The organism is Streptomyces sp. NPDC086777 (assembly GCF_040702065.1).
Lineage (GTDB): Bacteria > Actinomycetota > Actinomycetes > Streptomycetales > Streptomycetaceae > Streptomyces.
This window is the reverse complement of record NZ_JBFBJI010000023.1, coordinates 111,535-136,076: the sequence shown is the minus strand read 5'-3', so window position 1 is coordinate 136,076 and position 24,542 is coordinate 111,535. Positions and strand designations below refer to the sequence as shown.

Below are 24,542 nucleotides of genomic sequence, written 5' to 3'. Positions count from 1 at the left end.
CCCTACCTGCTCCGAGGACCAGACCGGACCGATGACCGCGCCCACGCACCCCGGCGAACGACCTGCCCTCCGTACGCTCGTTCCGACCTTCGCGCTGACCGCGGTGGTGTCGGCCCTCGTGGTCGTCGCCGCGGCGACCGCCGCGCCGGCCTCGGTACGCACGCCCCTCACCCTCGGCGCGAGCGCGGCCGCGCTACTGCTGTGCGCGGCGGTGACCTGGGCCGTGCACGCGGCGCGGGCGGCCCGCGCCGCCCGGCGGCGGCTGGAGGTGGTGAGCCAGGACATCGGGCGGCTGCTCCAGCAGCAGGCCCGGGCCACCGAGGACGCGCGCCAGGAGCAGCAGCGGCTCATCGACGAACTGGCTGAGCAGCGCAGCGAGTTCGCCGACTCCTTCGAACAGGAGCGGGCGCGGATCCATCAGGACAGCGGCCGGGAACTCGACTGGTACCAGCAGGAGAACGCCCGGCTCGGCAGTGAACTGGAGCACGCCTCGCGGGAACGGGATGCCGCGATCGCCGCCGCCGGCAACGCGGCCGGACGTATGCAGGCCCTGGCCACCGCCACCCTCGCCGACCTGCGGGCGATGGAGGACCGGCACTCCGACGAGGAGGTCCTCGCCGACCTGCTGCACCTCGACCACCGCACGGCCCAGGCGGGCCGGCTCGCCGACTCCATCGCCGTCCTCACCGGGGCGCGGTCCGGCCGCCGCTGGGCGCGCCCGATCAGCATGGAGTCCATCCTGCGCGGCGCGATGGGCCGCATCAGCGGCTACCGCCGGGTGCGGGTGCACTCGGTCAGCGACACGGCCGTGGCCGGACACGCCGCCGAGGGTGTCATGCACGCGCTGGCCGAACTCCTCGACAACGCGGCCAACTTCTCGCCCCCCACGGCGGAGGTACACGTGTACGTGGAGGAGGTGCCGGCCGGGGTCATCGTGTCCGTGGAGGACAGCGGGCTGGTGATGGGCGAAGTGCAGCTGCGCCGCGCCGAGCGCGCGGTCGCCGGTGACAGCACCGAGCTGGGCGGCCTGACCGGCACCCGGCTGGGGCTCGCGGTGGTGGGCCGACTGGCCCGCAAGCACGGCCTGAAGGTGTCGTTCCGCCCGTCGGCACGCGGCGGGACCGGGGTGCTGATGCTGGTCCCGCAGGACCTGCTGACCCGCCCGGTCGCCGACGAACCCGCCACGGCACAGGAGACGGAGCCGGCCGCACCGGTATCGGCACTGCTCGACCCCGTACCCGTGCACGAGTCCGCCGCCGATCCGAACGAAGACGGGGACGGGGACGGGGACGGGGACGCCGGGCTGCCCAGGCGGCGCCGCGGCCGCACCCTCGCCGAGGCCGAGCGCCGGTCGGCGCCCCAGCCCGCGGAGCCGCGCCCCGCCACCCCCGCCGCGGACGCCCAGGTCCGCGCCGCCCGCTTCAACAGCTTCCGCCAGGCCGTCCGCCCGGCCACGCACGCCCCCCACGCCGCCGAGACCCCCGGCGCGGCCGGCGCACCGGCGGCCCCGTACGCCCCCACCCCCGCGCACGACCCGGTCCCCGCGCCCCACCCGGAGTCCGGCAAAGAGCTCACGTCCCACCCACATGCGTACCCGGAAGGCGACCCCACTTCATGACCGGCAGGACCACCGCCGACTCCAAGCTCACCTGGCTCATCGAGGGCCTCCTGGAGCGCACCCCCGGCGCGCGGCACGCCCTGGTGCTGTCCCGCGACGGGCTGAAGCTCTGCCGTACCCCGGAGCTCTCCGTCGACCAGGCCGACCAGCTCGCGGCGATCGCCGCCGGCATCCAGTCGCTGTCGCACGGGGCATCCGTCGAGTTCGGCGACGGCAGCGGCGGGGTGCGGTCGGCGATGACCGAGTTCTACGGGGGTGTGCTGTTCATCGTGGAGGCCGGCGAGGGCGCCCATCTGGCCGTGGTGACCAGCGAGGACGCCGATCCCGGGCTGGTCGGGCACAACATGAGCGAACTGGTCGAGCAGCTCGGCGAGCACCTGACCGCGCAGCCCCGTACGTCATGAGCCGCCCGGGCAGGGACGACGCGCCCGACCGCCTGTACACCATCACCGGCGGCCGCAGCGGCACCGGCCCCGACAGCCCCTTCGACCTGGTCACCCTGGTCGTCGCCGAGTCGGAGCCGACGCCCGGCATGCAGTCGGAGCACGCGGCGATCCTGCGCCTGGCCGAGTTCCCGACCTCGGTGGTGGAGATCGCCGCGGAGCTGAGGCTGCCGGTGAGCATCACCAAGATCCTGCTGGGCGACCTGCAGGCGGCCGGCCGGGTCAGCGCCCGCCACCCCCACCGGCCGGCCATCACCGACCCCGACATCCTGGAGCAGGTGCTCGTTGGACTCCGCAACCTCTGACGCGCGCACCCCGTTGGGTGCCTCCGCCGACCACGGTTTCAAGATCGTGGTCGTGGGCGGCTTCGGCGTCGGCAAGACCACCCTGGTCCGCTCGGTCAGCGAGATACGCCCCCTCAACACCGAGGAGACGATGACCCAGGCCGGCGAGGCGGTCGACGACATCCGTGAGGTCCGCGGCAAGTCCGCGACCACCGTCGCCTTCGACTTCGGCCGGATCACCCTGGACGCCCGCAACGTGCTGTACCTGTTCGGGGCGCCGGGCCAGGAGCGGTTCTGGTTCCTGTGGGACCGGCTGTTCTCCGGCACCCTCGGCGCGGTGGTGCTCGTCGACACCCGGCGGATCGGCGACTCCTGGTACGCCATCGACCGGCTGGAGAAGCACGGCACCCCGTTCATCGTGGCCTGCAACGACTTCGGCGGCCCCGTGCACACGCCCCGGGACGTCCGGCACGCCCTCGACCTGGACCCGCACGTCCCGCTGGTCGACTGCGACGCCCGGTCCCGCGAGTCCGGCAAGCAGGTGCTGATCACGCTCGTCCAGCACGTCAAGAACCGGTACGCCGGCCCGTCCGCACCGGCGGACCTGCCCCGACAGGAGTTCGTGTGACCCCCGAAGCCGTGCCGCTCGGCGGCCCCCGGTTCCAGACCGAACCGGCGCGTCTGTACCGCGAGATCCGGCGCGACCACGGTCCCGTGACCCCCGTCGTGCTGGACGGGGACGTGCCCGCCTGGCTGGTGGTCGGCTACCGCGAGCTGCACCAGGTGACCGGGGACCCGGTGCTGTTCAGCCGGGACTCGGAGCTGTGGAACCAGTGGGACATGATCCCCGACGACTGGCCGCTGCTGCCGATGATCGGCCGCAAGCAGCCGTCGATCCTCTACACGGTCGGCGAGCGGCACCGCGAGCGGGCCGGGATGATCAGCGACGCGCTGGAGGCGGTCAACCCGTTCGAACTGCGCGGCCACGCCGAGCGGTTCGCGGACGAGCTGATCGACGCGCTGTGCACGAGCGGCGAGGCGGACCTGATCGGCCAGTACGCGATGCTGCTGCCGGTGCGGGTGCTGGCCCGGCTCTACGGCTTCGCCGACGAGGAGGGGCCCGGCCTGGTCACCGCCCTCAACGACATGATCGACGGGCGGGAGCGGGCGCTCGCCGGGCAGCAGCATCTGGGCTCGTCCATGGCGCAGTTGCTGGCCGACCGGAAGGCGGCCCCGGCCGACGACGTGGTGTCGCGGATGCTCCAGGACCAGAGCGGCTTCACCGACGAAGAGATCATGCAGGACCTGATGGTCATGATGGCGGCCGGGCACCAGCCGACCGCCGACTGGATCGGCAACTCGCTGCGGCTGATGCTCACCGACGACCGGTTCGCCGCCTCGCTGTTCGGCGGGCGCAACAGCGTCGCCGAGGCGATGAACGAGGTGCTGTGGGAGGACACCCCCAGCCAGAACATCGCGGGCCGCTGGGCCTCCCGGGACACACAGCTGGGCGGCCGCCGGATCCGCGCCGGCGACCTGCTGATCCTCAGCTTCCAGGGCGCCAACTCCGATCCGCAGGTGCGCACCGACGCCTCCGCGCTGACCGGCGGCAACTACGCGCACTTCTCCTTCGGGCACGGCGAGCACCGCTGCCCGTTCCCCGCCCAGGAGGTCGCGGAGGTGGTCGCGCGGACCGGCATCGAGGTCGTCCTGGACCGGCTCCCGGACGTCGACCTCGCGGTGCCCGCCGAATCCCTCACCCGCCGGCCCTCGCCCTGGCTGCGGGGGCTGACCGAGCTGCCCGTCAGGTTCACGCCCGTCCCCGCCCTCTGATCCGCACCCCTGCATCGACAGACAGGCGCAGCACACCGAATGGCGCAGTTACCCGACCCTGCCCTGGGAGGCACGTCACGATGACGACCGGTACCGAACAAGCCCGGATCGCCCTCGACCCCTTCGTCACCGACCTCGACGGCGAGAGCGCTCGGCTGCGCGCCGCCGGTCCGCTCGCCGCCGTGGATCTGCCCGGCGGGGTGCCCGTGTGGGCCGTCACGCACCACGCCGAGGCGAAGGCGCTGCTCACCGATCCCCGTCTGGTCAAGGACATCAACGTCTGGGGTGCCTGGCAGCGCGGGGAGATCGCGCCGGACTGGCCGCTGATCGGGCTCGCCAACCCCGGCCGTTCGATGCTGACCGTGGACGGCGCCGACCACCGCAGGATGCGCACGCTGGTCGCGCAGGCGCTCACCCCGCGCCGGGTCGAGCAGATGCGCGAGCGGATCCAGAAGCTCACCCAGGACCTGCTCGACGGCCTCCCGGCGGACCAGGAGACGGTCGACCTCAAGGCGGCCTTCGCCTACCCGCTGCCGATGTTCGTGGTCGCCGACCTGATGGGCATCGACGAGGCCGAACTGCCGCGTCTGAAGGTGCTGTTCGAGAAGTTCTTCTCGACCCAGACGCCGCCCGCGGAGGTCGTCGCGACCCTGACCGAGCTGGCGGGGATCATGGCGGCGACGGTCGCCGCCAAGCGGGCCGAGCCCGGCGACGACCTGACCAGCGCGCTGATCCTGGCCTCCGAGGACGGCGACCACCTCACCGACGAGGAGATCGTCTCCACCCTCCAGCTGATGGTGGCCGCCGGTCACGAGACCACGATCTCCCTGATCGTCAACGCGGTGGTCAACCTCTCCACCCACCCCGAGCAGCGCGCCAGGGTGCTGTCGGGCGAGGTGGACTGGCCGGCGGTGGTCGAGGAGACGCTGCGCTGGTCCACCCCGACCTCGCACGTGCTGATCCGGTTCGCCACCGAGGACGTGCCGGTCGGCGACAAGGTGCTCCCGGCGGGCGACGCGCTGATCGTGTCGTACGCCGCGCTCGGCCGCGACGAGAACGCGCACGGGCCGAGCGCCGGGGAGTTCGACGTCACCCGGGAGTCGCCGAACCGGCACATCTCCTTCGGGCACGGCCCGCACGTCTGCCCGGGTGCCGCGCTCTCCCGGCTGGAGGCGGGCGTGGCGCTGCCCGCGCTGTACGACCGTTTCCCCGGCCTGGAGCTGGCGGTACCGGCGTCCGAGCTGCGCAACAAGCCGGTGGTCACCCAGAACGACCTCTTCGAGCTGCCGGTCCGGCTGAACCCCTAGGGGCCCCTAGCGGGTGTGCACGGAGTACGACTTGGCTCCGGTGCCGGCCAGCCTGCCGCCGTCGACGATCAGGTACTCGTCGCGGATGGGCCGGCCGGCCAGCCAGGACTCCAGGATCTCCCGGGTGCCGGCCGCGTAGCGGGCCTGCGCGGAGAGGCTGGAGCCGGAGATGTGCGGGGTCATCCCCTGGTGCGGCATGGTGCGCCAGGGGTGGTCGGCGGGCGCGGGCTGCGGGTACCAGACGTCGCCCGCGTAGCCGGCCAGCTGCCCGCTGCGCAGCGCCCGGTCGACGGCGTCCCGGTCGACGATCAGGGCCCGGGCGGTGTTGATGAGGTAGGCGCCGCGCTTCATCGTGCCCAGCAGTTCGTCGCCGAACAGGCCCTCGGTCTCCGGGTGCAGGGGCGCGTTGATGGTGACCACGTCGCAGTGCGGGGCCATGGCGGCCGCGCTCTCGTGGAAGGTCAGGTTCAGCTCGCGCTCGACGGACTCGGGCAGCCGGGTGCGGTCGGTGTAGTGCAGCTTGACGTCGAAGGGCGCCAGGCGGCGCAGCACCGCGGTGCCGATCCGGCCGGCGGCGACGGTCCCGACGTGCATGCCCTCCAGGTCGTAGGACCGGCTCACGCAGTCGGCGACGTTCCAGCCGCCGTCGAGCACCACCCGGTGCGAGGGCAGGTAGTTGCGGACCAGCCCGAGGATCATCATCACCACGTGCTCGGCGACGCTGATGCTGTTGCAGTACGTCACCTCGGCGACCGTCACCCCGTGCGCGATCGCGGCGTCGAGGTCGACGTGGTCGGAGCCGATGCCGGCGGTGACCGCCAGCTTCAGGTTCGGCGCGGCGGCGATGCGCTCGGGGGTCAGGTACGCCGGCCAGAACGGCTGCGAGATCACGACGTCCGCGTCGGCCAGCTCACGGTCGAAGACCGAGCCCGCGCCGTCCTTGTCGGAGGTGACGACGAGGGTGTGGCCTGCCTTCTCCAGGAAGGAGCGCAGGCCGAGTTCGCCGGAGACGCTGCCCAGCAGGTGGCCGGGGGTGAAGTCGACCGCCTCGGGAGTGGGGGTGGTCTGGCCGCCCGGGTAATGGTCGATGACGGGGATGTCGTCGCGGGCGTAGCTCTTCGGGTATCCGTCGGTCGGGTCGTCGTACAGGACGCAGAGCACCTTGGCCATGATGGCGGCTCCTCAACTCCTTGCGGATGGTGCATCCCACGATCCTCGGGGGTAAGTACGCAGGTCAAAGCGAACGTCGCTATCCGGTGATAGGCCGCGCCTATCACCGGTCGCCGCCGTCCAGGACGGCGTGCAGGCGGCTGTCGAGGGCATCCCTGAGGCCGGCCTCCCGGGCGACCTTCACCAGGGCCTGGGCGAGCACGGACCGGGGTTCGCTGCGGGCGACGACGAGTCCGACCCGGGGGCCGTGCGCCGGGCCCTCCAGCGGGACCACGCGCATGCCCTCGGGGACGCCGAACATGTGCAGCCAGGCGTGCGAGATCACGCTGGACCAGCGGCCGCCGGGGAGGTGGGCGTACAGGCCGGCCACGCTGTCGGACTCGACGGCCGGGACGGGGGCGGCGCCGTCGGCGGCGAAGCAGTCGTCGATGATCCGCCGGTTGCGCATTCGCTGCCCGAGCAGGCACAGCGGGAGGGCGGCGGCCTGCGACCAGGTGGCCGTGGCCGCGCCGCCGAGGGGACCGGCGAGTGGGGTGAGCAGGACGTACCGCTCCTCGTAGAGCGGGAAGCGGCGGACCCGGCGCAGTTCGTCGTCGTCCAGGTAGGTCATGGCCGCGTCCAGTTCGAACTCGGCGAGGCCGCGCCGGATGTCGGCGGAGGACAGGGACTCCATCGCCACCCGGGCGCGCGGATGCCGGTCGCAGAAGGGGCCGGTGAGGAGGGCGGCGACGGGGACCGCGGTGGGGACGATGCCGAGGCGCAGGGTGCCGGTGAGGCCGTCGCGCAGTACCGACAGCTCCTGACGGAGCGCGTCGCCCTCGGCGAGGATGCGGTGCGCCCAGGCCAGCACGACCTCGCCCTCGGGGGTGAGACCCTCGTAGCGGCGGCCCCGGCGCACGATCAGCACGTCGAGTTCGTGTTCGAGCCGCCGTATCGCGGCGGACAGGGAAGGCTGCGAGACATGGCAGGCGGCGGCCGCCCGGGCGAAGTGCCGCTCCCGGGCGAGCGCGACGAGGTATTCGAGCTGGCGCAGCAGCATGCGGCCTCCGCGGGCGGTCCCGGCGAGGGGTACGGGGTACGGGCTCGGGTCCAGGTGTACCGGATCGGCGGTCGCCCGTTTGACTTGGAGTGCTCTTGAAGTCGTAGCGTCCAGAAGGAAAGCACGTCAGCGGGAAAGGCTGGGAGTCACATGCGACAGCGGAATCTGCGGGATCTTCAGGTGAGCAGCATCGGCCTCGGGTGCATGGGCATGTCCGCCTTCTACGGCACCGCCGACGAGGGCGAGGGGGTGCGGACCATCCACCGCGCGCGGGAACTCGGGGTCACCTTCCTCGACACCGCGCAGCTCTACGGACCGCTCACCAACGAGTCCCTGGTCGGCGAGGCGGTCCGGGGGCACCGGGACGAGTACGTGATCGCCACGAAGTTCAACTACCGGATGGACCACGCCGTCCCCGGCGACATGAGCAGCATCGGCCCGCAGGACGGCTCGGCCGAGCACGTCCGCAGCTCGGTCCACGGCTCGCTGGAGCGGCTCGGCACCGACTACATCGACCTGTACTACCAGCACCGCGTCGACCCGAACGTGCCGATCGAGGAGACCGTGGGGGCGCTGGCCGAGCTGGTCGCCGAGGGCAAGGTGCGGCACATCGGGCTGAGCGAGGCGAGCGCCGAGACGATCCGGCGCGCCGACGCGGTGCACCCGATCGCGGCCGTGCAGACCGAGTACTCGCTGTGGACCCGGGACCCCGAGGACGAGGTGCTGCCCGCCTGCCGGGAGCTCGGCATCGGGTTCGTCCCGTACTCGCCGCTGGGCCGCGGCTTCCTGGCCGGGCGGTTCTCCTCGCCGGAGGACCTCGACGCGAACGACTGGCGGCGCACCGGCCCCCGCTTCACCGGCGACAACCTGGAGGCGAACCTGCGGCTGGCCGCCAAGGTGAAGGAGATCGCCGCGGAGAAGGACGTGACCCCGGCCCAGCTGGCCCTCGCCTGGGTGCTGGCCCAGGGCGACGACATCGTCCCGATCCCGGGCACCAAGCGGGTCGGCTACCTGGAGCAGAACGCGGGCGCGGTCGACGTGGAGCTCACCAAGGAGGACCTGGCCCGGATCGAGGCCGAGGTACCGCGGGCGGCGGGCGAGCGCTACGACGAGGCCGGGATGCGGTCCGTGAACCTCTGAGCAGCGCCCCGAGGGCGCACGAGGAACTGCGCGACCAGCCACCACGGCGCCGCAGCCGAAGGTCGACACGTCGCGGCACTTCCCGCGGAACGCGCGCGGTGGCCGGTCCCCCGGCGGTGGCGCACGCTGGTGCCATGGGCAAGCTGCAGGGGTGTGTGCCAGGGCTGCGGCGGTCGTGGCAGTCGTCGCACGCGCTGCTGCTGCTCCCGGTGCTGCTCATCGTGGTGATCACGGTGGCGGCCATCCGTTCGCCGCCCGACGTCCATCTGGGCCCCACCCTGGTCATCGCGCCCGCGCTCACCCCGTCGTTCGCCGGACCCCGGACGACCGCGTTCGTGGGGGCGCTCGCGGTGGCCGCCCAGGTGGTGATCGCCGTCTTCCACGGCGGGCTGGGCTCGGTGAACCACATCGTGCAGATCGTCACCCTCACGATGCTCTCGGTGATCGTGGTGGTCTACTGCGCGGTCCGCGAGCGGCGCCGCGCCCAGCTGGCCCAGGTGCGCTCGATCGCCGAGGCCGCGCAGCACGTGCTGATGTGGCCGTTGCCCGAGCAGACCGGACCGCTGCGGATCGCCTCGCTGTACCTGGCCGCCGAGGACGAGGCGCAGATCGGCGGCGACCTGTATGCCGTCACCCGTTCCGAGGGCCAGGTCAGGGTGCTGATCGGCGACGTCCGGGGCAAGGGGCTGTCCGCGATCGGCGAGGCGGCACTGCTGCTCGGGGCCTTCCGGGAGTCCGCCCACCGGGACATCACCCTGCCGGAGCTGGCCGTCGTCCTGGAGCAGAGCGTGGCCCGGTACGCGGCGGACCGGGACCCGCCCGAGGAGGCGGGCGAGCGGTTCGCGACCGCCCTGCTCATCGAGATCCCGGACCAGGACCCGGTCACCCGGATGACCAGCTGCGGGCATCCGCCGCCCCTGCTGCTGAGCCCGGGGCACGCGGTCACCGTCCCGAGCCTGCACCCGTCGCCGCCACTGGGCGTGCACGGCACGCGGGCGACGGAGCACACGGTGGACGTGTTCTCCTTCGAGCCGGGCGACACCCTGCTGCTGTACACCGACGGCGTGATCGAGGCACGGGACGCACAGCGTCGCTTCTACTCGCTCGCGGACCGGGTCACCCAGTGGACGGACTGCTCGCCCGAGGCGCTGATCCATCATGTCCGCCGCGATCTGCTGGCCCACGCCGGCGGCCATCTCGGCGACGACGCGGCCCTGATCGCCCTGCACCGTACCCCGATCGTGCGCCACCGTCACCACAAGGTCCTCCGGCACGGCGGCGCGGCGGCCGCGCACGCCTCAGAACTCCGTGGGCTGTGACTCAAGGTACGTCTTGAGGAAGGCGAGCTTGGCATCGCTGTCGGCCACGGCGACGGTGCCGGGGTTCCCGCCGAGTTCCATGGTCTGCGGGGTGTCGGTGGCGAGGGCGGGCCAGGTGGTGAGGGAGCCTCCGTTCGGGTCGCCGGTGGCGGCGAAGCGGGCGACGTAGGAGGCGGTGGTGTCGGCGGTGTCGTAGTCCCCGGAGGTCCAGGGGCGGTCGGTGTTGTAGAGGTGGCCGAGCAGGTAGTACACGTCCGATCCCTCGAAGGCGCCGGTCGCGGCGGTGCCGATGACCGGGTTGGTGTCGTCGTACCCGGGCGGGACGCGGGTCCAGAAGTAGGTGTGGACGGAGCTGGAGTCGGCGGCCGTGTCCTTGAACTGGGCCGCCCACAGGAAGGCGGAGACGCGTTCCTCGTCGCGGGCGTAGGCGCTGTACTGCTGGGCGGCGGCCGCGTCGCTGTCCGCCGGGTACAGGTCCAGGAAGGTGTCCGCGAGCCCCAGCGGCCCGAACTCGGAGCGGGCGTAGGCCTGGAACGCGCCGAGGGTCAGCTTCAGGTCGGGCGAGGCACCGTTCGCGTCCTTGCAGACGCCGGTGAGCACGGGTACGTCGGTCTCGGCGCAGGCCTTCAGGACGGCGGTGTAGGTGTCGGGCAGCACGTGCCCGTCGAGGACGTGGCCGAAGTCGGCGGCGGCGTCGGCGGTGCTGACGATGTCGTCGGCGTCCAGCGCCCGCAGGCCGGCGAGATCGGGGGCGCCCAGCCGGGCGGCGAAGTCGGTGCCGCCCGCCTCGGCGGCGGACAGGGTCCGGTAGCGGCCGGGCCCGGCGGCGAGCGCCGGGTCCTTCGTGTACCGGACGCCCGAGGACAGCAGCGCGCGGTGGTAGAGGCCCCTGGCCTGCCGGGACGCGAGCAGGATGTGCACGATCGACGCGCCCCCGGCCCAGCCCGCCAGGGTGACCCGGTCCGGGTCGCCGCCGAAGGCGGCGATGTTCCGCCGGACCCATCCCAGCGCCGCGACGACGTCCAGGATCCCCCAGTTGCCGGAGCCGCCGTACGCGGACTCGGCGGTCAGCTCGGGGTGGGCGAGACCGCCGAGCGGGCCGACGCGGTGGTCGGGGGTGACGACGACCACGCCCTTGGCGGCGAGCAGCGAGCCGTTGTAGATCTCCTGGCCCGACCACAGGGCCCGGTCGCCGCCGTACAGCCAGACCAGGACCGGGCGGCTGTCCGCCGAACCGGTGGCCGCCGTCCAGATGTTGAGGTTCAGGCAGTCCTCGCCGAACTCGGGCAGCCGGTCGCCGGGGATGCCCGTGACCGGCTGCGGGCAGGCCGGACCCCAGGAGTCGGCGGCGCGGACCCCGTCCCAGGCGGGGGCCGGCTGCGGCGGGCGCCAGCGGTTGGTGCCGGCGGTGGTGGCGGCGTACGGGATGCCCTTGTACACGGTGACGCCGCGCAGGCCGCCCTGGACTCCGGTGACCTGGCCGGACTCGGTGGACACGGCGGTGGCGGCCGTGGTCCTGGCCGCGGCCGGTGTGGGCAGCGTGCCGAGCAGGCCGGCCACGGCGGCGGCGCCGAGGAAGCCGCGCCGGTTCAGCCGGTTCAGCCGGTTCGGCCGGTTCGGCCTGGCGGACGGCATGTCTGTGTCGCTCACGGGGGGTCGCCTCTCGGGCGGTGGGGGGCGGAAGGACCGACGAGCAGCCTGACCCCGGGCACGCCTGGCGGCAACCGCATCCGGGAGACTCACAGCAGGTCAACAGCGTCCGACAGCAGCCGAGTTGGGCGAGTTGTTCAATTGTCTTTGGGTCAAAGTTAAGTCGTGAGGGTGGTCTTCGGGGGGAACTGACTGCGAGACTCCGCTTCGCCTTTCACCGACAGGGAGTCCCCATGACCGAACTGCAACCCCCCACCCGCAGACGGCCGCTCCGCAAGGCCCTCGCCGCCGCCCTCGGCGCGCTCGCGCTGGTCGTCGCCGTGCCCGCCACCGCGCACGCCTCGGTCCTGACACTGCTGCCGCAGAACGCGGACGGCCTGGAGCAGACGTTCTCCCCGGCCTACGACTACGACGGCGACGGCTGCTACGCCACCGCGGCCATCGGCGCCGACGGCACCATCAACCCCGGTCTCTCGCTCGGCGGCGACGTCAACGGCCACTGCCACGACTACGCGCAGCTCGCCAACGCCAACACGTACTCGCGCGAGAAGTGCAACAACGGCTGGTGCGCGGTGATGTACGCCAGCTACTTCGAGAAGGACCAGGCGACGTACGGGCCGCTGGCCATCGGGCACCGGCACGACTGGGAACACGTCATCGTGTGGATCCAGAACAACCAGGTGCAGTACGTCTCGGTCTCCCAGCACAGCAGCTACCTGGTCCAGCCGGCCTCGGCGATCCGGTTCGACGGCACGCACCCGAAGATCGTGTACCACAAGGACGGCCTGTCCACCCACGACTTCCGGTTTGCCAACTCCGACGACGACCCGCCGGAGAACGTGACCGGCGGCTGGTTCTTCCCGCGCCTGGTGGGCTGGGACGGCTATCCGGCCGGCTACCGGGACAAGCTGATGAACGCGGACTTCGGCGACGCCACCATCAAGATCAAGGACGGCTCGTTCAACGCCAACCTGGGGTACTCCATGCCGTCCGGGATCTCGTTCGACCCGAACGCCTGAGTCAGCCTCACGGAACGACCGTGCCGGGGCCGGGAAGGTGAGCCGGGCCCCGGCACGGAGCCCGTGCTACGGCTTGCGGGCCACCGCTCCGTACATCGCGATGTCCTCGTCGCGGATGCCCTGCTCGCCGGTGCCGTCCGGGTGCCACTTGTGCACCTGGACGATGCCCGGCTCGACCAGCTCCAGGCCCTCGAAGAACTGGCGGGCCTCGTCGATGGTGCGCAACCGCATCGGCATGTTGCGGGCCGCGTACTCGCGGGCGACCCGGCCCACCTCGTCGGGCGCGAACTCGGCGGTGCCGATGGACATCGCCAGGTAGCTGCCCGACGGCAGCGGCTCCAGGAGCCGTCGTACGACGCCCACCGCGTCGTCCGCGTCGAGCATGAAGTGGACGATGGCGATCACCGTGAGGGCGACCGGCTTGTCCAGGTCGAGGGTCTCGCGCAGCTCGGGGGCCTCGAAGAGGTCCGTCAGGTCGCGGAAGTCGGCCTCGATGTACGCCGTCCGGCCCTCGGGGGTGCTGGAGAGCAGGCCCTGGGACAGGGTGAGGACGATGGGGTCGTTGTCCACGTAGACGACCCGGGAGTCCGGGGAGACCGCCTGGGCTATCTCGTGGAGGTTGGGGGAGGTGGGGATGCCGGTCCCGACGTCCAGGAACTGGCGCATCCCCGCCTCCTCGGCGAGCCAGCGCACGGCGCGGTTCATCCAGTCGCGGTTGGCGCGCATGTGGATCGGGAGCGCGGGCCACTCCCTTGACATCGCGTCGCCCGCCTCCTGGTCGGCGGGGTAGTAGTCCTTGCCGCCCAGGATGTAGTCGTAGATCCGCGCGGAGTGCGCGTTCTCGGTGTCGATGCGGTCGGCCGGCCATCCGTTGTCGGGCAACGCCGTGTCTCCCATTCAGGTGAGGGATGCGGGGGGGGTGTTCGGGGGCTGCGCTGTGCTGCGTGGGATGCGGGGGGTTGGGTGAACGATCAGCTATAGCAAGGAAGTTCCGGAAGAACCGATCACATCAGGAAGTCGGCGTCACCCGCCTTCACTCCGGACAGGAAACTCGTCATCTCACGCGGTGTGAAGACCAGCGCCGGCCCGTCGGGGTCGGTCGACTGGCGTACCGCGACCCGGCCGTCGGCGAGCTTCTTCACTTCGACGCAGGCGCCGCCGGCGTCGTCGCTCCACGGCTTGGACCAGCCGCGCGCGCCGAGTTGCCGGGACGGGATGCCGTTGCGTATGGGGTGGTGCACGTCAGAGCTCCTTGCGAATCGCACCGAGGATGGCCTCGGTCTTTCTGGCGGGCGTCGCCTGCGCGCCCAGCCGGTCCAGGGCCTCGCGATAGACCACGACGTCGTCGCTCTTGTCCAGGTAGACAGCGCCCACCAGGCCGTTGAGATAGACGATGTCCGGCAGCTCGGGGGCCTTGAACCGGAAGAGGTGGTACGCACCCGCACGCATGGCGGGGTGCGGGCCGTTGGCGAACGGCATGATCTGCAAGGTGACGTTGGGGAGCCGGTTGATCTCGACGAGATGGTCGATCTGGGCGCGCATCACCCCGGCGCCGCCGACCGGCCAGCGCAGCACGGTCTCGTCCATCACGACCCACAGCCGTGGCGGGGCCGGCCGGGTGATCAGCTCCTGCCGGCGCATGCGCAGCGCCACCATGCGCTCGGTCGCCTCGCCCGGCGCGTGCGGGTTGCCGGCGCCGAGCAGGGCGGCGGCGTACGCGCGGGTCTGCAACAGGCCGTGCACGAACTGGTTCTCGTAGGCACGGATCTGCAACGCCGCCTGTTCCAGGCTCAGATAGGCGGCGAACCAGTCCGGCATCACATCCCGGTAGGTGTGCCACCAGCCGCGCTTGTTGGCCTCGCGCACCGACTGCAGGAAGGTGTCGACCTCCTGGCGGTCCGTCACGCCGTACACCTGCAGCAGTTTCTCGGCGTCGGCCAGCCGGAGCCGGGCCACCTTGGCGGCCTCCATCCGACGGATCGTGGAGTGGCTGACCCCGATCGCGGCGGCCGCCTGCTCGTAGGTCAGGCCGGCCCGGGTCCGCATCTCCTCGAGCTGCCGGCCGAGGATCATGCGCAGGACGGAAGGGGCTCCGCCCCAGTCGGTCTCCGAGGTCACGCCCTACCCCCTCGCACCAGGTTCCAGGGTCACCGTCTCACGTACTCGTGATCGTTCACGTACGCGTTCGATCACTTCCTGCCGGGAGCAGCATGCACTTCGCTTCTTGCAATTTTCAACTTGCTGGTTGCGAGGCGATGTTGGCAGATGCCAGAGTGGAGTCACTGCTCCGGCCGACCAAGGAGCAGGCGAAGCAGTCCAGTTGGGGGAGACTGAGCTGCGGCCCGGCGCCGCCCAGGCACGGGTCGTCGTCTGCCCCCGCGTGGCCCGGGACGGACGCGACCGATCAGCCCCCACGCTGCGAAGCCGGACGAAAGGCGCACGGCGATGGCCCCGCCCTCTCTCCCCCAGCCGCTCGACCGACTGCCCGAGGACCACATACCCGGCCTGCCCCGGCCTGCCCTGGCGGCCGCCGCCGCCGAGGGCCCGTACCGCCCGTCGGACGCGACGGACGTCCCCAGACCACCCGGAGGCGAACGCCTCGGTCGACTCCCTGGGCCGCAAGGCCTCGACCGGTTCGCCTCCGGGGACCGTCCCGCCCTGCGCAGCCGGGTCTTCGACCTGGCGCCGACCCCACGCGCCGTGGGCAACGCCCGCCGCAGCGTGGGCGAGCTGCTCGGCTCGTGGGGCGTGGGCGAGGAGGCCCTCGACAACGCGGTCCTGGTGACCTCGGAACTCGTCACCAACGCGATCGTGCACTCGGCCGGCCGGCGGATCGTCTGCCGGGTGCACGCCGGCGCCGACCGGATCCGCATCGAGGTCGAGGACCAGAACAGCGGGGGCATCGCGCTCCCGGCGCCCCGGCGGGCCAAGCCCGACGAGCAGAACGGGCGCGGTCTGTTCCTGGTCGACGCGCTCAGTCTCGACTGGGGCGTCACGGCCGCGCCGGAAGGGCGGCCCGCCGCCCGCGTCGTCTGGGCCGAGCTGTCGACGGGACCGGACGCACCGCTCACCACCCCCCACACTCCAGGAGACCCCCCGCCCCATGGACCGTCCCCCCACTCCTGAATTCGCCGCCGACCCGTCCTGGACCCGCACCCGCCCCAAACCCGGCCCGGAACAACCCCACACCGCCCCGGCCGGCTGAGGCCGTCGGCCCCGCACCGCTCCGGCCGGGACACGTCCGTCCCGGCCGCACCGTCTCACCGGCCGGGCACCGCCGTACGCTCCACCACGTGGGCCAGCAACGCGGCCGCGGCCGACCGCAGTTGCACCGCAGCGGTCACACAGGCCGTCGCCTGCCGCTCCAGGGCGGCGCCGCTCCACTCCGGCGCCCCGGCGCAGCCGTCCAGCCGTTCGGCCGCGGCGCGCAGCCGCTCGGCGTACCCGTCCATCCGGTCCGCGTCGACGCGCAGGCCGTCCACGTACGCGAGGAGTTCCGGGGCGGCGGTGGCGGGACGGGATTCGGTCGCCATGAGGTTCACCTGTACTCGGAGGGATGCCTAGCGCGGCAGCACCGCGCCGGCGCTTCTGCGGGCCACGAACCGGGGACTGGTCAGGACGAACCCCGGCCGCACGGCGTCGAGTTCGAGGATCTGCAGGTGCCGGGCGAGCGGCCCGTGGGCGCCGTCGAGCCGCAACCGCAGCCGAGGACGGGCATGGACGCGCGGCCTGCCGTGGGCGCGGACCAGGGTGCGCACGGTGCTCTGGCCCCGGCGCCCGTAGAGCACCCAGTCCGCCTCCGGACAGCGGGCGCCCGGACCCGGGCGGCCCTCCACCGAGACTCCCAGCTCGGGCGCGTGCACGCGCAGTTCCCGCCCCTGCAGCTCGACGTCGGCGGTGCCGCGCACGGCAGGCTGGCCCCAGAGCTCCTCGGCCACCGCCCGCGCCTCCTCCGTGCCGACGGCGAGCGCGACCACGTACCGTCCGGTGCGGCGCAGGTCGGCACGGCGCAGCAGGTCGGCGGCGAGGTCGTACGCGCGCGGCCGCCACAGGTCGTCGACCAGCACCGACAGGCCGAGCTCCGTGTAGGGGCCGATGGTGCTGCAGCGGTGGTCGTAGAGGGAGAGCACGGCGAGGGCGCGGCGGCCGAGCCGGGTGGGGACCATCCAGGCAACGTCAGGCAGCAGACTGCGGGCCACGTCGGTGTCGACCGGGAAGCACAGGTGCGCGGCGGAGGAGTCGTAGTAGCGCACCGGCACGTCGACCGGGCCCGCCGAGGTGGCGAGACCGGCGGTGGGCACGGCCAGGAAGGGGTAGCCCTCGGGCGGGCGGCCGCGGTCCCTGAGCCGGTAGACGCGGGTGCGTTCGACCGGGCCCCGGTAGCGGGCGAGGGCGCGGTCGACGTCGGCCCGGACCTGCGGGATCACCGTCTCCAGGTCGTCGATGTACACGCGGAGCAGGTGGCAGCGCGGGAACTCACGAGTGGGTCCGGGGTAGTCGATCCGGTACCGGTTGGGGTGCGGGGCGCCGGGGCCGTCCAGGACCGGGACGATGTCGTGCCGGTTGGTGATGCCGGCCACCCAGGTGCGCGGGTCGGCGGGTCGGCGGTCGTCGGTCTGCGCGCCGACGACGGCCACGTGGGTGACCCGGTAGGCGCGGCAGAACTCGTCGTCCTGCGCGAGGTTCAGCAGCGCGATGCCGCCCTCGCCGTGCCCGACCAGCGCGAGGTCGGCGCCGCGCGGGATGCCGTGGTCCCTGATCGCCAGCAGGATCGAGCGGGCGTACGGCGAGTCGGTCAGGAACAGGTTGCGCCAGGCACCGGTGAGGTCCTGCGGGGCGTCGTCGCGGGGGCGGCCGGGGGCGGTGCCGGGTGCCTGGACGACGTAGCGGAGCACGCCGTCGGGGCCGCGCACCTCCTGGAGGAGGACGCGGGCGTCGCCGGCGAGCACGTCGATGTTGCGCAGGAAGCCGAGGAAGGAGCCCTCGGTGGCGAGGGACCCGGCCTCCTGGGCGGACGGTTCGACGGCCTGGGCGGTGCCCGCGCCCCGGTCCGGGCCGGCGAGGTGGGAGACGTCCGGGCCGCGGACCGGGCCGGCCGTCAGCTCCCGGCCCGCGGCCAGCGCCCAGGCGGTCTCGTCGCTCAGCGGGTCCTCGTCCAGCAGGCCCCGGACGGTGAGGAGTTCGGCGAGGACCGGGGCGAGCGCGGACAGCGAGCGCTGGGCGTCCCGGTCCTTGAAGAGGGCCCGCAGCGCGCCGACGGCCGCCTCGGGGTCGCGGTCGGCGGTGACCGCGTCCGCCAGCCGGCGCATGCCCGGGTCGCGCCCGAACTCGGGGTGGTCGAGGAGTACGGCGGCGATCCGCAGCCGCAGCGAGGTGACCGCCGCCAGCTGGGCCAGGCTCGCCCGGCCGAGCGCCTCCCCCGCCGCGCCGATCAGGTGGCCGACGCCGTCCGGCGCGACGATCGCCGAGCCGCCGAGGCCCTGCCTGTTGGTGAGCGTCCGCAGCAGCGTCCAGCGCACGGCCAGGCCGGTGCGCGGGCGGCGTCGGGCGGAACCCGTCAGCGCCGGGGCGAACAGGACGGAGCTGGTCCGTGCCGAGACCTCGCGGATGCCCTCGGCGACGGCGGCCACGTCACGGGCGCACTCCCGCAGCATCTCCGCCGCGGTCGGCCCGCAGGCACGGCGCTCCGGTGCCATCCGGCGCTCCCTGGGATCGACGACATGGCCTGCTCCCATCGTGTGCCCTGGCTCCGGCGCCCGCACCTTCGTCCGTCCGGGTGACCGGCGACGGCGGGCGGGTCAGGCGTCGCCGGTGAGACCGGCGGCGACCGTCGCGCCCAGTTCCCAGCACGCCTCGATGTCGGCCTTGCGGGGCTCGCCGGTGACCGTGACCGGTTCGGCCGCCCGGCGCCAGCCGAGGCCGGTGGTGATGGAGTCGAGGGCGCGCAGGGCGCCGGTGACGTCGTTGCCGCCGTGCACGTAGGCCCCGAAGGGGCGGCCGCGCGTCTCGTCCAGGCACGGGTAGTAGATCTGGTCGAAGAAATGCTTGAGGGCGCCGGAGACGTAGCCGAGGTTGGCCGGGGTGCCGAGGAGGTATCCGTCGGCCGCGAGCACGTCGGCGGCGGTGGCGGACAGCGCCGCCCGCCGCACGACCCGCACGCCCTCGATCTCCGGGGTGGTCGCCCCGGAGACCACGGCCTCGAACATGGCCTGGCAGTGCGGTGAGGGGGTGTGGTGGACGATCAGCAAGGTGGGCACACCCGAACCCTGCCGTGCGCTGCCCGCCGGCGGCAAACGGCGGCGGGCCGGCGCTCAGGGCTGTACGGGCATGCTCCAGCAGTTGGAGCCGGCCGGTACGCCGGAGAGACGGGCGGTGAGCCAGCCGACGGCGTCGCCCTGGTCGGTGAGCAGGGGTGCGAGGTGGTTCAGCAGGGCCCGGCCCGCGTCCGGCAGGACGACCGGCACGTAGGTGACGTCCGCGCCCTCGGCGCACCAGTCGACGGCGAGCTGCCGGGCCTGCGCGTGCGGGACGAGGTCGTCGCTGACGCCGGTGGCCAGCCGGACCGGACTCGCGGGCGCCGTCCGTCCGATGCGCTGTTCGTCGAGGAAGGCCTGCAGGCCGGGCTCCTCGCCGATGACCTCGGAGATGGAGCTGCCGTCGTTCGTCCAGGCGGTGCTGTGCCGGGACCCGTAGGCGAGCAGCGCGTCGCCGACGCACATCGTCGACAGGTCGGCGAGGGCGGCCCGGCCCGCCGTGCCCAGATGGGCGTCGACGATCGGCCTCAGCGCCGGATCGGCCTGCACGAAGCCGTTGACCGCCCAGCCGAGGGCGCCCGCCAGGTCACTGCCGTCGATGGCCGCGGTGACGGCGGTGAGGTCGGCGGGCGGTGCCCCGGCGTAGGTGCCGGAGAGGGTGACGTCCGGGGCGTAGGCGGGCTGCAGCTCGGCGGCCGCGGCGGTGGCGCCGCCGCCCTGGCTGTAGCCGAACAGGCCCACCCGCGAGGCGGCGGTGACCGAGGCGCCGGGCAGGTTCCGGGCGGCGCGTACGGCGTCCAGCACGGCGTGGGCGCCGTCGAGCCGGTTGACGTAGGTGTGGAGCCGGTCCGTGGCGCCGAGTCCCACGTAGTCGGTGACGACGACCGCGACGCCCTCGGCGAGCAGCCGGTAGATCGCCAGGTCCTCGTAACCGACCGACACCGTCCGGCCGTTGAGGATCAGCGGGTACTGCAGGCCCATGGAGGCGGCGCACTGGTCGCCCTGCCCCATGGTGCCGGGGGCCAGCGCGACCAGCGGACGGGCGCCGGGGCCGAGCCAGCGGGCGGTGGGCTCGATGTAGGCGCCGGTGACGGCGACGGGGGCGCCCGCCGAGTCCGTGGACCTGTACATCAGCCGGGTCGCGGTGCCCGGCAGCGGCCCGGACAGGCTGGGCAGGCTCAGGGCCAGCGGGAGGGGCGCGGTGCGGACGAGGGCGCCGTCGGCCGTGGGCAGGGTGGCCGGCGGGTCGTAGAAGGCGGGGATGGTGACGCCCCGGGAGACCTCCGCCTGGGAGGCCGTGGCCTGCAGGGTCTGGAGACCGAGGCAGGCGGCGACGGCGACGGCGGTGGCCAGCAGGCGGACGCGGACAGGCATGGGGAACCTCCTGGACGTGGGGGTGCGGAGGACGTCCCCGGAGCGGCCGACGGGGCGGGTGCGGTTTACCCGACGGTAACGAGCGGTCCATTACCGGCGGTAGCAGTCGTCAGGTTACGGTTCAGTAATGTGACGTTCCGTCAACAGTCGGGCGCTGGACGCACATGCGTACGACGGGTGCGAGCGGCCGGTGCGACCGGCCGGCGGGCGGGACCACGAAGGAGTCGGCGCCGGCCGTGGTCGCGCGGCACGGCCCCGTCGTCCTGCACCCGGGCGGGCTCGACAGCGCGGAGCACGACGAGATGCTCCCCGCGTTCGAGCCCGCCCAGGACACGCCGCGCAGCAGGTGACAGGTCAGAACGAGGACCGCTTGGTGCGCCACAGGAGCAGGGCCCCGGAGACCAGCAGCAGGCCACCGAAGACCGCGGGCCACAGGTGGGCGCCGGTCTCGGCGAGACCGCCCTGGGGCTCGGTCTGGGGCCCGGTCTGCGAACCGGTGGCCGGGCTCTCCTGGCCGGCCGGGGCGGCGACCGCGGTGCCGGTCGGCGAGGCAGCGGCGTTGCCGGCGGGCGCCTCGGTGGCGGGCCGCTGCGTCGGCTCGCTGATCACACCGCCACCCGACGACTTGGTGGTCGACGTCTTCCTCGGCGACGGAGTCGCGTAGACCCTCGGCAGCCCGGTGGAACCGGAGCCAGGGGCGGTGGGCGTGGCGGCCTCCGTGGCCGGGGTGCCGGCGGGGGGCTCCGACGACGGCTGGTCCGACGACGGCTGCTCGGTCGCCGGCTCGGACGGCTCGGCGCTCTGCGTCTCGGCAGGCGGCTCGACCGGGCTCGCGGTCTCGCTCGGCCGGGACGGCTCCGCGCTCTGGGACGGCGGCTGCTCGTCGGCGCCCGCGCCGCACGTGCGGCCGGAGTTGATGCAGTCGACCATCTTCCGCATCAGGCCCTCGTCGAAGACGTTGATGAAGTCGCCGTGGTCGGTGACCGGCTTGTGCAGCTGCTCGGGGAACGAGTCCACCGCGAACAGCGGGACCGTACGGCCCCCGTCCTGGAGGCTCGGCGCGGCCACGTCGTAGACGATGCGCTGCACCAGCTGCGGAATGGCCTGGAAACCGGCCGGGCAGCTGCCGTCGGGGCCTTCGAACGCCACGTGGGTGCGGTGGTTGGCGCTGTCGATGTTCCGGCCGTCCCAGCAGCTCTGGAACCGGAACGTACGCACGACGTCACTGCCGGAGGGGCAGAGCGGGTACTTGTCCTTGAGCTGCCGGTCCTCGTAACCGGTGCAGCTCCAGGAGGCGTTGGCGTTGGCCGGACCGTTGACGAACGCCTTGGCGTCGCCGGTGATGATGCGCAGCAGCCGCGGCATCTCGGTGACCTTGGAGGTCGGGTTGCCCTCGAAGGTCAGCGTGACCTCCTTCGCCGTGACGATCTGCCCCGCGTTGCCCTCGGTGCCGCCGCCCGGCTTGTCGGCGTCCCGCTCCTGCTTGCCGTTCTGCAGCCGCAGCACGGGCCAGTAGTACGTGGACTTGTCGCCCTGGTCCGCACAGCTGGTCCGGGCGTTCGCCAGGTCCTGGTCGCTGGCGAAGGCGTTGTTGGACTGGTTGCCGATGTAGTCGTGGAAGTGGTGAGCGCCGTTGGAGACGCCGGGGGCGACGATGACGTTGTCCGAGTTGAACAGGCCGTTCGCGTTCACGCCGCAGCTGGAGGAGAAGGTGCCGGTGGAGCCGCCGGACCGCTCGGCGGGGGTGGTGACGTCGGGCTGGACGGAGGTGATGTCCGTGTAGTCGGCGGCGACCGGGCCGTTGCCGCCCTGGCCGCCGGCGCCGGTACCCTGGCTCGGCGCGGCGCTGCCCTGGGCGCTCTGGCTCGGCGTGGCACTCTCCTGGGGGGCCGTCGACTGCCCGTCGCCGCCCTGGTTCGAGGAGCGCAGGGTGCAGGCCGCGAGGTCGTCGAGGCCCTGCGGACGGTCGCCCGCTCGGCCGAGGGCGTCGGCGATGCGCTGCAGCGACTCGGACCGCTGCGCCTTCAGCGGGTCGATGATCGCCTGGCCGGCGAAGCCGGGGTTCTGCTCGATCTCGGCCGCCGACCGGGTGAGTTGCTGGTAGGCGGCGGCGATCTGCTGGTCCAGCTGGGCGAGTTCACGATCGACGTCCGCCCGGGCGCCGTCGGGAACCGCCGTCAGCCGGCTGCCGACGTCGGGGCAGTAGATCGTGGGCGCGGACAGCACCTGGCCGGTGGCGACCTGCCCCTGCCCGTCACCGTTCTCGGTGGCCGAGGCATAGACGTTCACCGCGACCAGTCCTCCGCCGCCGAGCATCAGGGCGACCGCTGCGAAGGTCGCGCGCTGTGCGCCGGTAGGGCGTCTGCGCCTGTTGCGTCTCAAGGTCGTTCCCCTGCGTGTCGTGGGCGGCCGGGCATGGAAATCCCCCGCCCCATACGGCCCACGGCCCCACTGTGTTCAACAGTCCCGCAAATTCACGGTGACCTCACAGCAAGCGCGTGCACCGGAGCAGGACGAACGCGACCCACGGCAACGCCCCGGTGACCCTGCGAATGCAATGGATGCGCGCGAAATGCCGTTCCGTACGGTCGAGTTCCGAACACCAAGACGAACATCACAATTACGTATCGGACATTAGCCACTTCAACCTTCACACGAGTGACACAAGTTGGCTAAGTTGACGGGCAAGCCGTTCGGCTCCCCCCGGCGAATCCCGCCGGGCCGCGCGGCCTCCGCCGAGTCCGGTGCCCCGCAGGGGCTGATCCGGAGCCGGGGACCCAACCGACCACTGGGGTGAATCGGCCGCCGTCCGCCAGGACAAGGGCCGTAGGGCATGCCTTCCGGATTCGACCGCCCGAACCCGACAGCTAACCCGGTAGGCGGAGTACGGAAGGAGCACGACCCCTCAATGGCGCCCGAGAGCCGTGACGAGGTTCGACAGCGGATCGACAGCCTCTACGACCAGGCCGAGAACGCCACCGGGAACTACAACGCCACACGTGCGATGAGCGGGGGCTCGCGCTCACGCGGCGTCCCGCTGTTCAAACGGCCCCGTCGTGACGACCCGGGCCTCGACAACATCGCCCGGGAGTGGTTCGAAGGGGCGCGCTCGAAGCTGGGGCCGAGCGTTCCGGCCGCGCTGCCCACCGACCGGCAGCCCGCCCGGCCCGGTACCCGGCGGCCCCTCAGCGCCATGGCCGCCGACCTGCTCGGCCAGCTGGAGGACTCCGGCCCGGCCCGGCTGGAGCTGACCGCGGGGCCGTCCGCGCAGAGCGAGATCGAGGTCGTCCGCGAGCTGCCGGCGCGCCCGAGGCTGGAACTGACGGCGGGGCCCGCCGCGGCACCGCCCGCCGGGCCCTCGGGTTCGCCCAGGGCGCTGCCCGCCGCCGGAGCGCAGCGGCCCACGCCGGGTGCCTCGAAGACCAGGAACCAGCTCAAGCTCGCCAAGGCGCGCGAGGCGCTGTCCCAGCGCACCGGGCAGCGCGCGATCGCCGCCCTCGACGTGGCTCCTGCCCCGGCCCCCGTCTCCCAGGCCGTCGCACCGTCGCCCGGCCCCTGGCCCGCGCCCGAGGTCCAGGCCCCGGCGCAGCAGTGGCAGGCCCCCGCCGTCGGCATACCGAACCAGCGCACCGGCAGCGGCTCCGGCCGGCCGGACTCCGCCGCCACCCGCGCGCTCCCGGCGGTGACCGAGACGGGCGGCATCCCGATCGTGTCCCCGTCGGACACCGGTACCTTCCGCATCATGACCCCGGGGGGCGCCGACAGTGCCCCGACCCGGGCCGCGGCGGACGCCGGCGGCTTCCGTGTGATGACCCCGGGCGGCTCGGCCGGCGGGCCCTACCAGAGCGCACCCGTCATGGACATGGGCGTCCCCCAGGCTCCGGCCCCCGGGGACAGCGGCTCCTTCCGCATCATGACGCCGGGCGCCACGGGCTCGTTCCCGATGCCGGCCCCGGCCGACGCGGGCGCCTTCCCGACCGCCGATCCCATGGCGAGCACCAGCGTCTTCCCGACGGCCGACCCGGCGATGGGCGGCGGCGTCTTCCCGACGGCCGACCCCATGATGAGCGCCGGCGCCTTCCCGACGGCCAC

Annotated in this window: 23 protein-coding genes and 1 riboswitch; of the genes, 12 read left to right on the top strand and 11 right to left on the bottom strand. The window is 73.1% G+C overall.

Annotated features, from left to right (window positions below; all coding sequences use genetic code 11):
* Positions 1–31: 31 nt before the first annotated feature.
* The 6 genes from AB0472_RS29510 to AB0472_RS29485 all read left to right on the top strand — a co-directional run bounded on the left by AB0472_RS29510 (position 32) and on the right by AB0472_RS29485 (position 5,485).
* Positions 32–1,618, top strand: coding sequence for an ATP-binding protein (locus AB0472_RS29510; protein WP_366360711.1), 1,587 nt, complete (start codon positions 32–34; stop codon positions 1,616–1,618).
* Complete coding sequence (locus tag AB0472_RS29505) at positions 1,615–2,022, top strand: roadblock/LC7 domain-containing protein (RefSeq protein ID WP_093506900.1); 408 nt, start codon at positions 1,615–1,617, stop codon at positions 2,020–2,022. The genes AB0472_RS29510 and AB0472_RS29505 overlap by 4 nt, the downstream gene beginning before the upstream one ends.
* Positions 2,019–2,366 (top strand): DUF742 domain-containing protein, encoded by a 348-nt coding sequence (locus AB0472_RS29500; RefSeq protein WP_366360709.1) that lies wholly within the window; start codon positions 2,019–2,021, stop codon positions 2,364–2,366. Before AB0472_RS29505 ends, AB0472_RS29500 begins: the two co-directional genes overlap by 4 nt.
* A gap of 13 nt (positions 2,367–2,379) precedes the next feature.
* The gene (locus tag AB0472_RS29495) at positions 2,380–2,973 is read left to right on the top strand and encodes an ATP/GTP-binding protein (protein ID WP_366360757.1); all 594 of its coding nucleotides are present in this window, start codon (positions 2,380–2,382) and stop codon (positions 2,971–2,973) included.
* Positions 2,970–4,178 carry a cytochrome P450 gene (locus AB0472_RS29490; RefSeq protein ID WP_366360707.1) on the top strand — a complete coding sequence of 403 codons (1,209 nt, stop codon included), beginning with the start codon at positions 2,970–2,972 and terminating at the stop codon, positions 4,176–4,178. Before AB0472_RS29495 ends, AB0472_RS29490 begins: the two co-directional genes overlap by 4 nt.
* A gap of 80 nt (positions 4,179–4,258) precedes the next feature.
* Complete coding sequence (locus AB0472_RS29485; RefSeq protein WP_366360705.1) at positions 4,259–5,485, top strand: cytochrome P450; 1,227 nt, start codon at positions 4,259–4,261, stop codon at positions 5,483–5,485.
* 6 nt (positions 5,486–5,491) lie between these two features.
* On the opposite strand, the gene AB0472_RS29480 is transcribed toward AB0472_RS29485, so the two are convergent.
* Together AB0472_RS29480 and AB0472_RS29475 are read right to left on the bottom strand one after the other, a co-directional pair.
* Positions 5,492–6,655 carry an NAD-dependent formate dehydrogenase gene (locus AB0472_RS29480; protein ID WP_366360703.1) on the bottom strand — a complete coding sequence of 388 codons (1,164 nt, stop codon included), beginning with the start codon at positions 6,653–6,655 and terminating at the stop codon, positions 5,492–5,494.
* 103 nt (positions 6,656–6,758) lie between these two features.
* Positions 6,759–7,694: a LysR family transcriptional regulator gene (locus AB0472_RS29475; RefSeq protein WP_366360701.1), complete on the bottom strand. Its 936-nt coding sequence runs from the start codon at positions 7,692–7,694 to the stop codon at positions 6,759–6,761.
* Between the two features lie 150 nt (positions 7,695–7,844).
* Between AB0472_RS29475 and AB0472_RS29470 the strand changes: the two genes are divergently transcribed.
* Together AB0472_RS29470 and AB0472_RS29465 are read left to right on the top strand one after the other, a co-directional pair.
* Positions 7,845–8,834: an aldo/keto reductase gene (locus AB0472_RS29470; protein ID WP_366360699.1), complete on the top strand. Its 990-nt coding sequence runs from the start codon at positions 7,845–7,847 to the stop codon at positions 8,832–8,834.
* Positions 8,835–8,968: 134 nt separating this feature from the next.
* The gene (locus AB0472_RS29465; protein ID WP_366360697.1) at positions 8,969–10,153 is read left to right on the top strand and encodes a PP2C family protein-serine/threonine phosphatase; all 1,185 of its coding nucleotides are present in this window, start codon (positions 8,969–8,971) and stop codon (positions 10,151–10,153) included.
* Here AB0472_RS29465 and AB0472_RS29460 read toward each other — a convergent pair.
* Positions 10,133–11,803 carry a carboxylesterase family protein gene (locus AB0472_RS29460; RefSeq protein ID WP_366360695.1) on the bottom strand — a complete coding sequence of 557 codons (1,671 nt, stop codon included), beginning with the start codon at positions 11,801–11,803 and terminating at the stop codon, positions 10,133–10,135. The two genes, AB0472_RS29465 and AB0472_RS29460, sit on opposite strands and share 21 nt — an antisense overlap.
* 233 nt (positions 11,804–12,036) lie before the next feature.
* Here AB0472_RS29460 and AB0472_RS29455 point away from each other — a divergent pair, with 233 nt between their 5' ends.
* Positions 12,037–12,822 (top strand): NPP1 family protein, encoded by a 786-nt coding sequence (locus AB0472_RS29455; RefSeq protein WP_366360693.1) that lies wholly within the window; start codon positions 12,037–12,039, stop codon positions 12,820–12,822.
* A 66-nt stretch (positions 12,823–12,888) separates the two neighbouring features.
* Here AB0472_RS29455 and AB0472_RS29450 read toward each other — a convergent pair whose 3' ends face one another.
* The 3 genes from AB0472_RS29450 to AB0472_RS29440 form a co-directional block, all read right to left on the bottom strand.
* Complete coding sequence (locus tag AB0472_RS29450) at positions 12,889–13,704, bottom strand: SAM-dependent methyltransferase (protein WP_366360692.1); 816 nt, start codon at positions 13,702–13,704, stop codon at positions 12,889–12,891.
* 122 nt (positions 13,705–13,826) lie between these two features.
* Positions 13,827–14,063: a DUF397 domain-containing protein gene (locus AB0472_RS29445; RefSeq protein ID WP_177233215.1), complete on the bottom strand. Its 237-nt coding sequence runs from the start codon at positions 14,061–14,063 to the stop codon at positions 13,827–13,829.
* A 1-nt stretch (position 14,064) separates the two neighbouring features.
* Positions 14,065–14,940 carry a helix-turn-helix transcriptional regulator gene (locus tag AB0472_RS29440; RefSeq protein ID WP_366360690.1) on the bottom strand — a complete coding sequence of 292 codons (876 nt, stop codon included), beginning with the start codon at positions 14,938–14,940 and terminating at the stop codon, positions 14,065–14,067.
* Positions 14,941–15,267: 327 nt separating this feature from the next.
* On the opposite strand from AB0472_RS29440, the gene AB0472_RS29435 reads away from it, so the two are divergent.
* Positions 15,268–15,948 (top strand): ATP-binding protein, encoded by a 681-nt coding sequence (locus tag AB0472_RS29435; RefSeq protein WP_366360688.1) that lies wholly within the window; start codon positions 15,268–15,270, stop codon positions 15,946–15,948.
* 134 nt (positions 15,949–16,082) lie between these two features.
* Here the strand turns inward: AB0472_RS29435 and AB0472_RS29430 are convergent, their stop codons facing one another.
* The 4 genes from AB0472_RS29430 to AB0472_RS29415 all read right to left on the bottom strand — a co-directional run bounded on the left by AB0472_RS29430 (position 16,083) and on the right by AB0472_RS29415 (position 20,450).
* A complete protein-coding gene (locus AB0472_RS29430) occupies positions 16,083–16,355 on the bottom strand; it encodes a hypothetical protein (RefSeq protein WP_366360686.1) in 273 nt (90 codons plus the stop codon).
* Between the two features lie 27 nt (positions 16,356–16,382).
* The gene (locus tag AB0472_RS29425; RefSeq protein ID WP_366360684.1) at positions 16,383–18,518 is read right to left on the bottom strand and encodes a hypothetical protein; all 2,136 of its coding nucleotides are present in this window, start codon (positions 18,516–18,518) and stop codon (positions 16,383–16,385) included.
* A gap of 102 nt (positions 18,519–18,620) precedes the next feature.
* On the bottom strand, positions 18,621–19,079 hold the full coding sequence (locus AB0472_RS29420; protein WP_366360682.1) for an NAD(P)H-dependent oxidoreductase: 459 nt from the start codon (positions 19,077–19,079) through the stop codon (positions 18,621–18,623).
* A 54-nt stretch (positions 19,080–19,133) separates the two neighbouring features.
* On the bottom strand, positions 19,134–20,450 hold the full coding sequence (locus AB0472_RS29415) for a lipase family protein (protein WP_366360680.1): 1,317 nt from the start codon (positions 20,448–20,450) through the stop codon (positions 19,134–19,136).
* A gap of 164 nt (positions 20,451–20,614) precedes the next feature.
* Between AB0472_RS29415 and AB0472_RS29410 the strand changes: the two genes are divergently transcribed.
* Entirely contained in the window at positions 20,615–20,800 is a 186-nt protein-coding gene (locus tag AB0472_RS29410) for a lipoprotein (RefSeq protein WP_366360679.1), read from the top strand.
* Positions 20,801–20,804: 4 nt separating this feature from the next.
* On the opposite strand, the gene AB0472_RS29405 is transcribed toward AB0472_RS29410, so the two are convergent.
* On the bottom strand, positions 20,805–22,766 hold the full coding sequence (locus AB0472_RS29405) for a DUF1996 domain-containing protein (RefSeq protein WP_366360755.1): 1,962 nt from the start codon (positions 22,764–22,766) through the stop codon (positions 20,805–20,807).
* Positions 22,767–23,173: 407 nt separating this feature from the next.
* Positions 23,174–23,348: riboswitch (cyclic di-AMP (ydaO/yuaA leader) on the top strand.
* Positions 23,349–23,358: 10 nt separating this feature from the next.
* Between AB0472_RS29405 and AB0472_RS29400 the strand changes: the two genes are divergently transcribed.
* Positions 23,359–24,542, top strand: a 1,184-nt coding sequence (locus tag AB0472_RS29400) for a hypothetical protein (RefSeq protein ID WP_366360677.1), incomplete at its 3' end; no start/stop codon positions are given.